Below are 15392 nucleotides of genomic sequence, written 5' to 3' on the forward strand. Positions count from 1 at the left end.
ATTTGCATAAATAAGGGCTGCCCTATAGACAGCCCGTAGATTTCTTACTTCTTGTTACCCTTGACCTGAGTTTCCAGCTGAATGATCTTCTTGGAAGAATCATCGAGCTTGGCCTGCAGGTTCTTGCCGTTCTTCTCAGCGTTCTCCAGCTTGATCTGCGTAGCGATAAGCTGATGCTTGAGATCGTAGAGCTCCTTCTCCTTCTCGGAGAGCTGCTCCTCCATCATCTCGATCTGCTTCTTGGACTTGAAATAATCGTCTGCTATATTCAGCTGTAAAAGAACATTCTGAGTATCGATGGGCTGTCTCTTGAAGCCATCAATCTTGTTGTACTCAGCTATCTTATTATTGATATAGGAGGCAACCTTCTGGAGGTACTCCTCACTCTCGTATCCGCTTAAAGTAAAAACTTTGCCCCCGATGATAACCTCGGTATCTGTCTTAGATGCCATGTTACTCCCCTCACGCCGATATATTTGTTGGTAAAACGTCTATACCATTATAAATCCCCATCACCGGGCATTTCAAGCCCCAAATGATGATATGCGGTATCCGTAACCACCCTGCCTCTGGGAGTTCTGTTGATGAGTCCGTTCTTGATAAGATAGGGCTCGTAAACATCTTCTATTGTACCGGGATCCTCACCGATCGCTGCCGCCAGGGTATCCAGTCCCACGGGGCCACCCGCGAACTTGTGGATCATAGTAAGAAGAAGGTTTCTGTCTGTGTGGTCAAGTCCAAGCTTGTCGACATCCATAAGATCCAGAGCCGTCATAGCCACGTCCTCTGTGATCCTGCCGTCATACTTGACCTGTGCAAAGTCCCTTACTCTCTTAAGGATCCTGTTGGCGATTCGCGGTGTTCCGCGGCTCCTCCTTGCCATCTCAAGAGCCCCCTTCTCATCCACCTCTACGTCCAGTACCCTTGCGGACTGAAGGATGATCTCGCAAAGCTCATCAATGTCGTAGTATTCCATCCTGTGGATCATGCCGAACCTGTCTCTTAAAGGAGCGGAAAGCATTCCTGCTCTTGTGGTGGCTCCCACCAGTGTGAAGTGCGGGAGGTCAAGCCTTATGGATCTGGCTGTAGGGCCCTTTCCTATCATGATATCAATGGCGTAGTCCTCCATTGCGGGATAGAGCACTTCCTCCACCTGTCTGTTGAGGCGGTGTATCTCGTCCACAAACAGAACATCGCCTTCCTGAAGGTTGTTGAGGATAGCTGCCATATCTCCCGGCTTCTCAATGGCCGGTCCGCTGGTGATCTTGATATTAACCCCCATCTCATTTGCGATGATCACGGAAAGAGTGGTCTTACCAAGTCCGGGAGGGCCGTAGAAAAGAAGGTGATCCAAGCTGTCTCCCCTCTTCTTGGCCGCTTCTATGTAGATCTTAAGGCTCTCCTTGATCTTCTTCTGTCCGATATAATTGTCCAGACTCTTCGGCCTTAAGGATCCTTCTATTTTGTTGTCTTCCACATTGGCCTCTGCATCAAGGCCTCTTGCGGAAGTTACTATCTTACGTTTCTCCATCAGAACATCTCCTTAAGAGCAAGTTTAAGCAGCTTCTCTGTATCTGAAGCCGCATCCTCGTTGGCTTTCAGAACCTTCCTTACTGCCTTCATGGAATCGGCGGAGTTGTAGCCAAGAGCCACCAGAGCTGCCACTGCCTCGTCCCTTGCAGAGGAAGCCTCTCCGGAGAGGTCATCCATGGATACTGCGCCTGAGCCGCCGCGAAGCATGTCATCCTCAGTAACCTTGATCTTGTCACGAAGCTCCAGGGTGATCCTCTCTGCGGTCTTCTTGCCTATGCCGGGAGCCCTTGATATGGAGGCGGAATCCCCTGCCATTATGGCGAATCTCAGGTCATCAGGCGTCATCACCGAGAGTATTGCAAGGCCTCCCTTGGGTCCTATTCCATTTACGGAAATCAGCATCTTAAAAAGAGCCAGCTCATCCCTTGAAAGGAATCCGTAAAGGGTAAAAGCATCTTCCTTAACATTGGTGTAGGTATAGAGCTTGACCGACTCTCCTACCCCCGGCATTCTGTCCATGGTAGAACCTGATATGAAGACATTAAAACCAACGCCTCCTACGTCCACAACGCACAGCCCCTCTTCTATATTCTCCAAAACACCGTTTACATATGCGATCATACTTCTATTTGCTCTTTTCTATTATTTATCTTTCCTGTCCTGATCCTTGTCCCGTTTACTCTTTCCGGAAAGCAAATACATTATCCAAATTGTCACAACAGCGGTAGCAATCCAGCCTATAACAGCCGGAACTCCCACAAGCTCCACGCCCTCAAATTTGATAAGCCCCATCTGGAACACTGTTGCCACAAGGATAAACGGAACTGCCAAAGCAGACAGCGTATTGAATTTGGACACCACTCTGTCTCTGGCTTCTCCCACCAGAAGAGAAATTTCTCCTGTCAGAGAATCCTTGAGCTTCTGAAGCTCATACTTATCATTAAAGAAATCATAGACGCTCTTCTCAACATAGTTGTCCTTGATGCTGGTATTCTGATGCTCCACCGAGATATTCAGCATCTTCCTGTTGAGCTCCTCGATCTTCTTCCTGTCGCTTATGGAAGTTGCACCAATCTCCCTTCCAAGCTCAAGCATCTTGTTCCTCATATCCAGAAGTTCAACAATATCCTCTATGAGCTCTGACCTGACAAACTCGTCTTTGCCGGTGGCATCAAGATAGCCCTCAATCTGGCTCTTCACAGCTCTCCCGGCATCCCCGGCCCTGCTGGTAGCAGCAAGGATCACCACATAGTTGAGGTCCGCATATATACAGGTCCTGTGATCAGGGAAAAGAAACTGCTCATCCCGGCACTCATGGTAAGTACCGCCGACTATATTCATACATATGGCCTTGAGCATCTCCGAATTATGTCTTATGAGCGATGCATCAAGCTCTGCATATATTATCCTGGCCGCTCCCTCGGGAATCTCATACCATGAAGCTGCACCGCTTTCCGCCTTCCCGTGCCCTTTGGCCGGGCTATCGAAAAGACCATCAGGATCACTCCAGATCCGTCCCTCTTTCTCCCACAGGTTTACAGGAATTGAGCTTTCTTCAAAATCACATTTCAGTTTGCTCTTATCACCATTCCACTTGTAGGAAATACCGATACTGTGTTTGACATTGCTGCCGTTGTTCCTGATGATCTCAACAATGTCCTCATATCTAAGCAGCGAGAGCTCCCTGGGAGCATCAAATATATCGCCCTTTTCGGAAATGAACCATGGGTCGGAAGTAGCAGCAAAAGGATAATTGCTAAAATGGGACTTGTCCGCCCTGGGCTTGCTGTAATCTCGCCTGTATCTGCCCTCAGCTTCAAAAAGCCTCTTCTCCTCTATCTGCTCCATCTGCTCTATCAAAGCAGCAACCGGAGTAAGATCCAGCTCGTGATTCTGATCTATATCGGGATTAATTGAACCAATAACCTGGGTAAAAGAGTCATTGTCTCCCTTTATGTGAAGCGGGAAGACTGTCAGTTTGCACCCTTCCTCCCTTGCATAAGCGTATCCGTCTCCGATACCGGAAACCTTTGTCCAAATGGCAGCCTTTACATCTTCCTGCCTGTTATCCCTTGTCCAGACCTTAACGTTGCCGATCCTGACAACGCCCGTCCTCTTCTCACTTTCATAAGCATCAGCGCCTTGATTGATGCGGCTGATTTCCTCCGGGAACTCTTCCTTAAGTTCCTGCGAGAAATCACAGGTAAAAAGATCCGTTTCCGGCTCCTTCATAAGCCTTGAAACTCCAATATCTATAAGCCTGATTCCCTTCTCAACCATAAACTGATGAGTCCCATGCTCTCCCTTGGGAAGATCTTCTCCAAGCTTACACATAACGGCATACAGTGTGGGATGGGAAACAATCTTGTTCTTCCCTCCATCAATGTAGTTAACATAGTTCTTGAGTTTATCTATAACTCCGCCTTCCCTGCTAAGAAAGGAAAACTCTTCATCTGTCTTCTCCAGATACTGCTTAATAAGCCAGAAACTTGAAATGCAGTCCATATCCGGGAACTCATGAATGTGAACGATTATCTCTTCGCCCCTTGACGCACAGCTCTTAAGATTCGATAAATACTCAAGATGGTCTGCTACAGATGAAAAGGCACTGTCGCACCCGCCCTGATGATGATCAAAGCAGCCCATACCAAGCCTGTTCCCAACATCGATCCAGACCTCGTTATCCATGACTTTATTGTTGTTATCTACGGATACTCCGTGTTTCTCAAAGGTGAAAATATACTGCAGATCTGCACTCATAAGATTCCCCCACAACAACATTATACCCGAACATTAGTTCTATGGCAAGCCCCAAAGATTTCTCCGGAAGGTCAAAGAAGTTCGCCCATTTCCTTGATGGAATCAAATATAACATCAGGCTGCACCTTGGAATCCGGCACTTCCGAAAGCTTCGTCTCACCGGTCAGCACCAGAATTCCCCTGGCTCCGTTGTTGACTCCCGTTGCCACATCGGTATAAATGCGGTCTCCCACAAAGGCAATCCTGCTCTTATCAACACCGGTTGCCTCAACTATCATGTCCACCGTCTCCTTAAAAGGCTTTCCCACAAACCTCGGGCTCACCTTGGTAGACAGTTCAATGGCCGCGCATATGGCTCCGCAGTCCGGGATAAAGCCGCCCTTTACGGGACAGTTTATGTCAAGATGGGTTGCCAGAAACTCTGCCCCCTGCATGATATAGACACATGCATTGGACAGCTTCTCAAAATTCAATGTTTTATCAAAGGCAACAACCACGATATCCGGAATGCTCCCGCACTCTGCGTGTGTCATGGCCGCCTTCTCATCTCTTTCCGATGTAAAAAGATCTATCCCCTCATCCCGAAAGCTCTTTTCCAGCTCGGGAGTCCCCAGAAGATAGACACTCTTTCCCGGTCTTGTGCTCTTCAAAAAACGTATCATCACGTCGCCGCTGGTCATGATCATGTCCCTTGTGATGTGACAGTTCATCTTTGCCAGCTTTTCGATATACAGCTCCGAGGTTGTCGACGAATTATTGGTGAAAAAGATATATCTTTTCCCGGATCTCTTCACTGCCTCCAGAAAATCCAATGCACCGTCAAGGATGTCATTTCCAAGGTAGAAGGTTCCATCCAGGTCCAGCACGAAAAGATCTGTCTCTTCCAGTACTTTCTTCTTAAGTTCCAAACTTTGTAACACTTGTGTCATATTTTTATACCAGATTCTGATTATTTACATGTTTCTCATAAAGCAGGACACTGTCTCCCGCTCTGATAATAAGGTTTCCGTTAGGAATCATGGCCTTGCCGTCTCTTCTTATCATGAAAATAAAACTCTGTCTCGAGATATCAAGGTCCTTGATCGCTACACCATTCCAGGAATGACCTTCGCCGATAGTGATGTCTTTAAGTGCGATGGGCTGTATCTCCTTGGTCTTCTCGGCGCACATGACAATAAGGTCATTTTTCTCAAGAACCGCACTGCCTCTGGGTATTATGGTCTCACCCCTTCTCTGAATGGCAACTATCATAATATCCTTTGGAAGTCCGATCTCACTGATCTTCTTTCCAACCCAGCCATCCCTGTCGGAAAGGCGTACTCTTATAAAGTGGATGTTCTCCTCCTCCGCAAAGGTGCCAACGGTCTTGAGCCTCTGATACTGCTCAACGAAGCCCGCGGAAATAATACCCGTAGGAATCGCCACCATGCCAACTCCAAGGAAGCTTATGATGATTCCCAGTATCTTACCGGTGATGGTCACGGGATAAATGTCTCCGTAGCCCACGGTCAAAAGAGTTGACGTAGCCCACCAGATTCCTGAAAAGGCGTTCTGGAAAATCTCCGGCTGAGCATCATGCTCTACGCTGTACATACAAAGGCTGGAGGCCATCATAAGTATCAGAATGATGAATACCGAGGCCATCAGCTGCTGTTTCTTGGATACAATGACTTCCGCAATGACATTAAGCTGATCGTAGTAGGAATTTATCCTGAAAAGCCTTAAGATCCTTGCCACTCTAAAGAGCCTGAACACGGCGCTTCCCATGGGAAAGAACACCGGCAGGTAATATGGCAGGAAAGACAGAAGGTCTATGATTCCCGCAAATGAGAATATATATTTTACAAGAGATTGTGATTCGGATAATTTTGGATATAAAGCTTTCGCAGTAAAAAGACGCAGCACATAATCCACTGCAAAGAAAAATACGGTTACTGCTTCAATAGTAAGGAGGAGCCCTTTATAGTGCTCCTCCATATAATCAAATGTGATTGCAAATGCAGCAAAAAGATTCAGCACAAGCGCTACTATGCTGATGATATCGTAAAGTCTGTTGATGGGCTCATCAACAACACCGGTGCTGACCATATTGAATATCTTGGCCCTTACACGGTTTACGTCTCTCCCCAAACTTTTACCGGGTTTACTTCCCTTAGTATCGGTCATTTCTTCTCCCTGTTTTTGCGCTTGCCAAAGCTCTCCATCACAAGGTCGCTTACGTCCTGAAGATAATCAAGGCTCCTCTTTTTGTTTTGGGCCTTAATGCTCTTCTTCTCAGCCTTGGACATGTTCATGGTGTCGCTGTCCTGACCCACATACCACGCCTTGGTAGAGCCCTCCCCCTTTATTGTAACTCTTCCGACATTCTCGATAGTCTCGGGTGCCTTCTTGGAATACTTTCTCTCGCCGCCGGTCTTCTCGGCTTTTGCAGAAGTCTTCCTATAGATTGACTTAAGTTCCTCAAGATCACCTATATCGGATCTGCCACTGTCTTTTTTCCTGGTGTCGGCTTTCCTGCTGTCCGCTTTTCCGGACACAGCCTTCTTATTATCAGCCTTTCGGCCCTCTCCCTTAGTAGCGTAGGACTTTCTGTCGTTTCTTCTGTCTTCACCGGCTCTGCCGCCGCGAGTTCTTTTGCCCTTATCTTCGCTGTCACGCCGACTGCGGCCCCTTCCGGCCTTGTCATCGCCGTCTCTTCTGCGAAGTCTCTCACCGGATCTTCTGTACTGATCCCTCTTGGAATCACGCTTCTCGAAGAGCACGAGATCCTGAATGTCTGCGCCCATCTTGAGCTTCATGAATCCTGCAGCAAGCTGCTCGGCTGTGTACTCGCCCTCATCAACCTTCTGATTGACAAATTCAAGAGCTGATGTGATATCGGAGTTCTCAATGATATCGATAACCTCGGCGAAAACCTTCTGGCTCTTTGCCCTTGTTATCTCCTTGGCTCCGGGAACTCTTCTCTCCTCGATCCTTGTATGGCACACCTTCTCGATCTCGCGAAGCTTGTACATCTCTCTTCCGCCCACAAGGGTAAAGGACTTACCGCTCTTGCCGGCACGTCCCGTTCTTCCGATCCTGTGAACGTAGTACTCGATATCCTCAGGGATATCAAAGTTAAATACCGCCTCAACACCGCTTACATCGATGCCTCTGGCTGCCACGTCGGTGGCTATAAGTATATTGATCCTGCCGTTCCTGAACAGGCCCATTACTGTATCACGCTGGTTCTGTGACAGATCTCCGTGGAGTCCGTCGCAAAGATATCCCTTGTCCTTAAGTGACTTTGAGAGCTGATCCACCATTCTCTTGGTATTGCAGAAAATAAGGGATCTTGCGGGATTGTAATAATCAAGAAGTCTTACAAGAACCTCTTCCTTCATCTTCTGGGGAACCCTGTAGTAAGCCTGGTCAATGGCTGCAACAGTGATCTCCTTGGGAGTCATCTTGATATACTGCGCATCCTTCTGATACTTCCTGGTGATCTGAAGGATAGGCTCAGGCATTGTCGCAGAGAAAAGAGCGGTCTGTCTCTCCTCCGGCATTCCCTGAAGAATGGTCTCAATGTCATCCCTGAAGCCCATATCAAGCATCTCATCTGCCTCATCAAGAACCAGAACCTTGACGCTTTTAAGCTTCATTGTGTGACGTCTCATGTGATCCATGACACGTCCGGGTGTTCCCACCACGATTTGTACTCCGGCAGAAAGAGCTTTTATCTGCCTTGATATATCCTGACCGCCATATACAGCAAGAACTCTGATGCCGTGCATGTACTTGGCGAAATCTCTGATGTCATCTGCGGCCTGCATTGCCAGTTCCCTTGTGGGACACAGAACAACAGCCTGCAGGTGCTTGCTCTCGGGATCGATCTTCTCTAGGATCGGGATTCCGAAGGCAGCGGTTTTGCCCGTTCCGGTCTGGGCCTGACCGATGATGTCTTTTCCCTCCATCATCACAGGGATTGCAGCCTTCTGAATGGGTGACATTACTTCAAAGCCCATCTCTGAAACTGCGCGGATAATTCTTTCATCAAGGCCTGAATCCTCGTATCTTACCTGAGCATCCTCTTTTGCCTTGTCTGTTACTTCAATTAAATCTAAATCTTTACTCATTAAAACTCCTAAAAATTACATGTCCCCACTCATGACATCCTTGTTCTTGATAAGGTAGTCGCACAGTGAAACGATGGTGAGGACCAGAGCGATCCACATCAATATCTGTGTGATAATAGGGAATGGTGCCATCTCCAGGTTCATGATCATGAAGATGACCATAAACATCTGGAATGTTGTCTTAAACTTGCCCCAGTAGCTGGCGGCAATAACTCTTCCGTTATCAGCAGCGATAAGTCTGAATCCGCTGATGATAAACTCTCTTGCAATGATGATGATAACGATCCACGCCGGGATCCTTCCAAGTTCAATAAGTCCGATCATGGCGCTGCAAACAAGAAGCTTGTCCGCAAGGGGATCCATGAACTTACCAAAATCAGTTACCAGGTTATACTTTCTGGCGATCTTGCCATCCAGAAGGTCTGTCAGTGAAGCCACGATGAAGATTGCCAGCGCAATCCACTTGAAAGCAGGATTCATGGCGTCATTCAAAAGAAAGAATACAAAAAAGGGAATCAAAATAACTCTGCATACAGTAAGCTTATTCGGTAAATTCATCTCTCAACTCTCCTATCAAATCGTATTCGTTGGAACCTGTTATCAAAACATTTACATAATCGCCGGTCATCAGCTCCCGCTGAACTCCGGTGATAAAAAGATACCCGTCGATATCCGGTGCATCCTTGTAGGTCCTGGCTACATAAGACAAGCCGTCCTCGTCCTCCGCATCGGTTATCCTGCCCTCAATAACGGCACTGACGGTCTTACCCACCATCTTCGTCGCATCTTCAAAGGCTATCTCCTGCTGAAGCTTCATAAGCTTGTTCCTGCGAAGGGTCTTGGTCCTCTCGGTAACCTGATCAGGCATCACAGCCGCCGGTGTGTCCTCTTCCTGAGAATAGGTGAACACTCCCAGTCTGTCGAACCTCATATCCCTTACAAGAGCCATGGTCTGCCTGTGATCATCCGCGGTTTCTCCCGGGAATCCGCTAATAAGAGTGGTCCTGATGCAGATATCGGGGATTTCCTCACGAAGGTGGGTGATGAGCTGCCTTATCTGGGCATTGTTGGTCCTTCTGCCCATGCGCCTTAAGACGTCATCAGAGCCGGACTGTATTGGAATATCCAGATACTTGCATATCTTGGGCTCATTCTTGATGGTCTGTATAAGCTCCTCATCAAACTCCTCAGGGTAGCAATACAGGATCCTGATCCACCTAAAGCCATCAATCTTACAAAGCTCTCTTAGAAGCTCCGGAAGCATCTTCTTGCCATAAAGATCGATACCGTAAATGGTGGTCTCCTGGGCAACTATGATAAGCTCGGTAATGCCGTTCTCTGCAAGCTGCCTTGCATCCTTAAGAAGGTCCTCCATGGGAACACTTCTGTAGGAACCTCTTACTTTTGGAATAATGCAGTAGGTACAGCGCTTGTCGCACCCCTCTGCAATCTTGAGGTAGTTGAAGAGTCCGCCTGTTGTGATGACTCTTTTCATTCCACCGATAGGCTTCCTGTTGACGTCATCGAAATAGTTCTTATGGGAAAAGAGCTTGTTCCTCTTAAGGGTCTCTTCAAGGGCCTTTACGACTTTGTCCGTGGATGTAACGCCAAGAATCTCGTCAACCTCCGGGATCTCTTTCTGGATCTCCTCACGGTACCTCTCAGCAAGACATCCGGTGACGATAAGAGCCTTGAGCTGCCCTGATTTACGGCGCTCAGCCAGCTCCAGGATAGCATCTATACTCTCCTGCTTCGCATCATTTATAAAGCAGCAGGTGTTAACAACTGCTGCTTCTGCTTCATTCTCGTCATCTGTAAAACTATGTCCACTGCCCGTGAGCATCCCCAGCATGACCTCAGTGTCAACCCGGTTCTTGTCACATCCAAGTGATACAAATAGAATTTTCATATTATCAGTTCTCTTCAGATCCCTCTGCCTCTTCTGCAGGCTCTGCTTCCTCAGTGTTCTCTGCAAGAAGAGCTGCCTTCTCCTCATCAGTAAGGATGCGGAGCTGTGCCTGATTCATCTCATCAACAGCGATTGAAAGGGGCTTCTGCTTGTCCTTAACCTTTACCATAGGCTCATCACCTGCGATGATCTGTCTTGCTCTCTTGGCAGTAGCCATAACTACTGAATATCTGGAGTTGATAACGGGCTGCTCGCCTTCCTCAACTTCCTTGTTTACAACGTTCATAAGATCAACATAAGAAGGGTGTATCATTTTGTTCCTTTCCTGCGGCAGTGCCGCAATTACAAGCTAAAAGTATTATAACTCATTAAGCTCATTTCTGATAGTGTCTATAAGTTCAAGATTTCTCATGGGGCTTTGATGAGCGGCACCTATGATCTGATGCAGCCTGTCAACGCACTCCTCAAGGTCATCATTGACTACGATATAATCATATTTCTCGATTCCGATGGATTCCTCTTTGGCTCTCTTAAGCCTCTGGGTTATAACTTCATCGGTCTCGGTTCCTCTTCCGCGAAGTCTCTTCTCGAGCTCCTTGGCTGAAGGAGGCATAACGAACAGTAAAACCGCATCGGGGTACTGCTCTTTTATCTGAAGGGCTCCCTGGATCTCAATCTCCAGGATAACATCTATGCCCTGAGATAGCTTATCTTCCACAAACTTTCTGGGTGTTCCGTAGTAGTGGTTTACATATCCGGCATGTTCGATAAGCCCGTTCTCTTTGATAAGCTTCTCGAATTCTTCATTTGAAACAAAGAAATATTCTCTTCCGTTCTCCTCACCGGGTCTTGGATCCCTGGTAGTTGCCGAAACCGAAAGTGCATAGCCGGGATATCTGGCTATAAGCGCCTTCATCAGAGTCCCCTTGCCGGCTCCGGAAAAGCCGGAAACAACAATGATAATTCCTTTGCGATTGCTCATCTTAAAATGTTCCTCTACTTATATATTACTATTATTAATATATATTGCGTGATATACGGATTGCTTCGCTTACGCTTACCTTTGAATTCCTATATCACTCTATGTTCTGTATCTGCTCACGTACCTTCTCAATATCGGTCTTAAGAGCGATACCTCTGTCTGAGATCTTAAGATCGGTGGACTTTGAAAGGATCGTATTGGCTTCCCTGTTCATCTCCTGTGCAAGGAAATCCAGCTTCCTTCCGATACCGTCCTTGTCATCTCCTGCAGAGAGTGTATCCCTTGTTGCAAGGATGTGGCTTCTAAGCCTTGTAAGCTCCTCATCTACGCAGATCTTGTCGGCAAAGATGGTAACCTCCATTGCAAGACGGTTCTCATCAACCTGCTTGTCCTCAAGAAGATCTGAGATCTTCTCACGAAGCTTCTGCTTGTATTCCTGAATGATTTCAGGGGACCTTTCTGCAATATACTCAACGTTCTCAAGCATTCCCTCGAGCTTGGATGTAAGATCCGTAGTAAGGAACTCGCCTTCCCTTGCTCTTGACTCCTGGAACTGCTTGCCGGCTTCGTTTAAAGCTCGCTTTATACCGCTCCAAACCTCTTCCTCGTCCAGCTCTTCCTCTTCCATGGTGAATACCTCAGGGAATCTGGAGAGTACAGATATCCTCACATCATTATCCAGGCCAAAATCATCAGCCATCTCCTTGAGATAGCCAAAATACTCTGCTGCTATAGCCTTATTATATTTTACCCGGGACTCTGATTCGGAAAAATCCTCGTAACTGATGAATACATCAACCTTGCCACGCTTCATGTAGCCTTTCAGCTCCGAACGGATCGCTGATTCAAAGGCATTGAATTTCTTGGGCATTTTGATATTGATATCCAGATAGCGGTTATTTACAGACTTAAGCTCAACTATATACTTGCGCTGACCTTCCGTGACTTCGCTTCTGCCAAAACCAGTCATACTGCAGACCATTATTAAGTTTCCCCCTTGCTTTGGGCTAAATTTTTACACAAGTTATTATAATATAACGCAATTTCAAGGTCAATGTCAACGAAAAAGGGTGGGCGTAAACTAAAAGGGAGCCGGAGGAAAGTGTGTCCATCTCCTGGGCCGCTTGCGCTCGATGATATCTGGCAGCGGTACTAAGCGACTAAAGAACAGTCGCTAAGTGCCGGCCGATATCAACGACCTGCGGAGGATGGACACAGTTTTCCTTCGGCTCCATAAAGTTAGCCAGAACTATTTCTAATTATTTATATAGTAGTAATCATTTCTGATTATTATAAGCAGCTGGCGTAGGCCTTCTTGGCGCCTTCGGTTCTGATAAGTTTCAAATCTGCGATTACAGTGTCTGTAAGACCCTCGATCTTGTTGAGATCCCGGTCCCACATCTTCTCGTTGGCAAGGACAGCTTTTACAAGGTCTTCTTCTGAGTCATTCCTGTGCTCATAGAAGAACTCAAGTGCCCAGCGGTCATCACTTACAGTATAGGTGTTGCCGGCAGGTCTTTTGCAAACAAGTCCGTTATCTGTAAGCTCCTGAACATCGTTTGAATAGAAGGCGATGTAGGCAGCCAGAGACATTGTAAGGCAAACAGGAAGCTTGCCGTTCTTGTCGATATACTGAAGGAATGAAGGCATATTCCTTGCCTTCCACTTGCTGGTGGAGTTAAGTGAAATGCTCATGAGCTCGTGGTTTACGAAGGGATTGTTGAAACGATCCTTCACAGCTGCAGCGAACTCGTTGAGGTCATTCTCATCAAGGTGATCTGTGAGTGTAGGGATAACCTCCTCTGAGAGCATCTTGTTCATGAAGCCTGAGATATCCTCATCCTGCATGCAGTCTCTTACGATATCCTGTCCTGCCAGATATGCACCAAGCACAAAGCCTGTGTGCGCTCCGTTGAGAATCCTTACCTTGCGGTGCTTGTAGGGCATAACGTCGGGAACAACGTGAACGTTCACGCCTGCCTTCTTGAAAGGAAGTCTGTCCTCAAGTCCCTCGGGTCCTTCGATGATCCAAACGCCGAAGATCTCTCCTACATCGATGAGCTCGTCATGATAGCCGTTCTCCTCTTCAAGCTTCTCAACTTCCTTGGCATCACGGATACGTCCGGGAACAATTCTGTCTACCAGGGTTGAGCAAAAGATATTGTCGTTGTTAACCCAGGTCTTGAAATCCTCTTCAAGTCCCCACTGGTCAATATACTGATTAACGCACTTTAAAAGCTCTTTTCCGTTATTATCGATAAGCTCGCAGGAAAGAACCACAACGCCCTTCTTACCGGCCTTAAAGCGTCTGTAAAGCACCTGTGTAAGCTTGCCGGGGAAGCTTGCTGCGGGCTGATCCTCGAATTTGCAGGAAGGATCATAGGCGATTCCTGCCTCTGTTGTATTTGAAGCGATTATATCAAGGTCGTCGCTCTCTGCGATCTCCATGATCCTGTCAAGGCCTTCCTTATCATAGGGGTTGAGACAGCAGTCGCAGGCTGAGATGACTCTTTTTGCATCTACCTTCTGTCCGTTCTCGCTTCCTCTAAGATACAGGGTGTAAAGACCCTCTTGCTTGTTAACAAGCTCTGTAAGCCCCTGAGAAATAGGCTGAACAAGAGCAACCTTGCCGTTAAAGCCCGCCTTCTCATTGCTGATATCAAAGAAATAGTCCACAAAGGCTCTCATGAAGTTTCCTTCCCCGAACTGCAGGACCTTCACAGGGGCATCCTTAAGAACATAGCCCTTATAGCCTGATTTTTCCAATACATCATAGTTTAAAAGTTCCATTACCATTCCTCCTGATTGCTGTAACCGCTTACAATCTTTTTCTGTGTGTAATTCCTACACATATTGTTATATCACTAAATGTAAGCGTTTACAAGTAATTTATTATTTAACAATTAAAAAAGCCGCCTCCGTCTCCGGAAGCGGCATAAATACTAAGTTAATCAAAGCTGGTAGAAACCGACCTTTTTGTAAACTTTTCTAAGTGTCTTGTTGGCAATGTAGGATGCTCTCTCAGCGCCCTCTTTGTACACATTCTCAAGGTATGCCTTGTCCGCGATAAGGCGCTTAGCCTCTTCTCTTATAGGATTTAAGGTCTCAAGAACGGCCTCTCCTACAGCGGGCTTGAATGCGCCGTAGCCCTGGCCTGCAAACTCCTTCTCAATCTCCTCATAGGTCTTGCCTGTGATGGTTGAGTAGATATTCATAAGGTTAGCAACTCCGGGCTTGTTCTCCTTGTCAAAGCGAACGCAGTTCTCTGTATCAGAGTCTGTTACCGCCCTCTTAAACTTCTTCATTACAACATCGGGCTCATCCATAAGGAATACGCATCCGTTGGGCTCAGACTTACTCATCTTGGAGCCGGGTGTTGTAAGGCCGTAGATACGGGCACCTGTCTTGGCAATGTAAGGTTCAGGAATACGGAATACGTCGCCGTAGATGTTATTGAAACGCTCAGCGATATTTCTTGTAAGCTCAACGTGCTGCTTCTGATCCTCTCCTACAGGCACGTAATGAGGCTGATACAGAAGAATATCTGCAGCCATAAGTGAAGGATAAGTAAACAGTCCTGCGTTGATGTTGTCCTTGTGCTTCTCTGACTTGTCCTTGAACTGAGTCATACGTGAAAGCTCACCGAACATTGTATAGCAGTCAAGAACCCATCCAAGCTGTGCATGAGCCGGAACATGTGACTGAAGGAAAAGAGTATTCTTCTCGGGATCCAGTCCACAGGCAATATAAAGAGCCAGCATCTCAAGGGAACGTCTTCTAAGTTCCTTGGGATCCTGTCTTACTGTAATGGTGTGAAGATCCGCCATGAAATAGTAGCATTCAAATTCATTTACCCTGTCTGCCCAGTTCTTGATGGCTCCAAGGTAATTCCCCAAATGTAAATCTCCGCTCGGCTGAATACCGGAGAGCATAATCTTTTTTTCGTTTGATGAATCCATTGTAAATTCCTCCGTTCATATATCTCATAACTATAGCAGTAAAGCGGGATTTTCACAAGTAAAATGTGGCATAAATAAAGACATTCCTGTGGATTCTGTGATAGAATTATTCATGCTTATAACAAAGAAAAGGA

14 protein-coding genes are annotated in these 15392 nt (G+C 46.8%); all 14 read right to left on the minus strand.

Annotated features, from left to right (window positions below):
• Nucleotides 1-44 precede the first annotated feature (44 nt).
• The 14 genes from zapA to trpS all read right to left on the minus strand — a co-directional run bounded on the left by zapA (nucleotide 45) and on the right by trpS (nucleotide 15258).
• Complete coding sequence (zapA, locus tag T456_RS0114055; protein WP_024866655.1) at nucleotides 45-452, minus strand: cell division protein ZapA; 408 nt, start codon at nucleotides 450-452, stop codon at nucleotides 45-47.
• 47 nt (nucleotides 453-499) lie between these two features.
• Nucleotides 500-1531, minus strand: a complete 1032-nt coding sequence (ruvB, locus tag T456_RS0114060) for a Holliday junction branch migration DNA helicase RuvB (RefSeq protein ID WP_024866656.1) — start codon at nucleotides 1529-1531, stop codon at nucleotides 500-502.
• Complete coding sequence (gene ruvA / locus T456_RS0114065; RefSeq protein ID WP_024866657.1) at nucleotides 1531-2154, minus strand: Holliday junction branch migration protein RuvA; 624 nt, start codon at nucleotides 2152-2154, stop codon at nucleotides 1531-1533. The genes ruvB and ruvA overlap by 1 nt, the downstream gene beginning before the upstream one ends.
• A gap of 21 nt (nucleotides 2155-2175) precedes the next feature.
• Nucleotides 2176-4293 carry a hypothetical protein gene (locus T456_RS0114070; protein ID WP_024866658.1) on the minus strand — a complete coding sequence of 706 codons (2118 nt, stop codon included), beginning with the start codon at nucleotides 4291-4293 and terminating at the stop codon, nucleotides 2176-2178.
• A gap of 71 nt (nucleotides 4294-4364) precedes the next feature.
• Nucleotides 4365-5222 (minus strand): HAD-IIA family hydrolase, encoded by an 858-nt coding sequence (locus tag T456_RS0114075; RefSeq protein WP_035802223.1) that lies wholly within the window; start codon nucleotides 5220-5222, stop codon nucleotides 4365-4367.
• Nucleotides 5223-5226: 4 nt separating this feature from the next.
• A complete protein-coding gene (locus T456_RS0114080; protein ID WP_024866660.1) occupies nucleotides 5227-6459 on the minus strand; it encodes an ion transporter in 1233 nt (410 codons plus the stop codon).
• Nucleotides 6456-8408, minus strand: coding sequence for a DEAD/DEAH box helicase (locus T456_RS20305; protein WP_024866661.1), 1953 nt, complete (start codon nucleotides 8406-8408; stop codon nucleotides 6456-6458). The genes T456_RS0114080 and T456_RS20305 overlap by 4 nt, the downstream gene beginning before the upstream one ends.
• Nucleotides 8409-8423: 15 nt before the next feature.
• Entirely contained in the window at nucleotides 8424-8966 is a 543-nt protein-coding gene (gene pgsA, locus T456_RS0114090; RefSeq protein ID WP_024866662.1) for a CDP-diacylglycerol--glycerol-3-phosphate 3-phosphatidyltransferase, read from the minus strand.
• On the minus strand, nucleotides 8950-10317 hold the full coding sequence (gene rimO, locus T456_RS0114095; protein ID WP_024866663.1) for a 30S ribosomal protein S12 methylthiotransferase RimO: 1368 nt from the start codon (nucleotides 10315-10317) through the stop codon (nucleotides 8950-8952). Before rimO ends, pgsA begins: the two co-directional genes overlap by 17 nt.
• A gap of 4 nt (nucleotides 10318-10321) precedes the next feature.
• A complete protein-coding gene (rpoZ, locus tag T456_RS0114100; protein WP_024866664.1) occupies nucleotides 10322-10630 on the minus strand; it encodes a DNA-directed RNA polymerase subunit omega in 309 nt (102 codons plus the stop codon).
• A gap of 45 nt (nucleotides 10631-10675) precedes the next feature.
• Nucleotides 10676-11299, minus strand: coding sequence for a guanylate kinase (gmk, locus tag T456_RS0114105; protein WP_024866665.1), 624 nt, complete (start codon nucleotides 11297-11299; stop codon nucleotides 10676-10678).
• A gap of 94 nt (nucleotides 11300-11393) precedes the next feature.
• Nucleotides 11394-12281 (minus strand): YicC/YloC family endoribonuclease, encoded by an 888-nt coding sequence (locus tag T456_RS0114110; RefSeq protein ID WP_024866666.1) that lies wholly within the window; start codon nucleotides 12279-12281, stop codon nucleotides 11394-11396.
• 308 nt (nucleotides 12282-12589) lie between these two features.
• Nucleotides 12590-14089, minus strand: a complete 1500-nt coding sequence (locus tag T456_RS0114115) for a tagaturonate reductase (protein WP_024866667.1) — start codon at nucleotides 14087-14089, stop codon at nucleotides 12590-12592.
• A gap of 161 nt (nucleotides 14090-14250) precedes the next feature.
• A complete protein-coding gene (trpS, locus tag T456_RS0114120; RefSeq protein ID WP_024866668.1) occupies nucleotides 14251-15258 on the minus strand; it encodes a tryptophan--tRNA ligase in 1008 nt (335 codons plus the stop codon).
• Between the last annotated feature and the right edge of the window lie 134 nt (nucleotides 15259-15392).

It is taken from the genome of Butyrivibrio sp. FCS014 (assembly GCF_000526935.1).
Classification (GTDB): domain Bacteria; phylum Bacillota; class Clostridia; order Lachnospirales; family Lachnospiraceae; genus Butyrivibrio.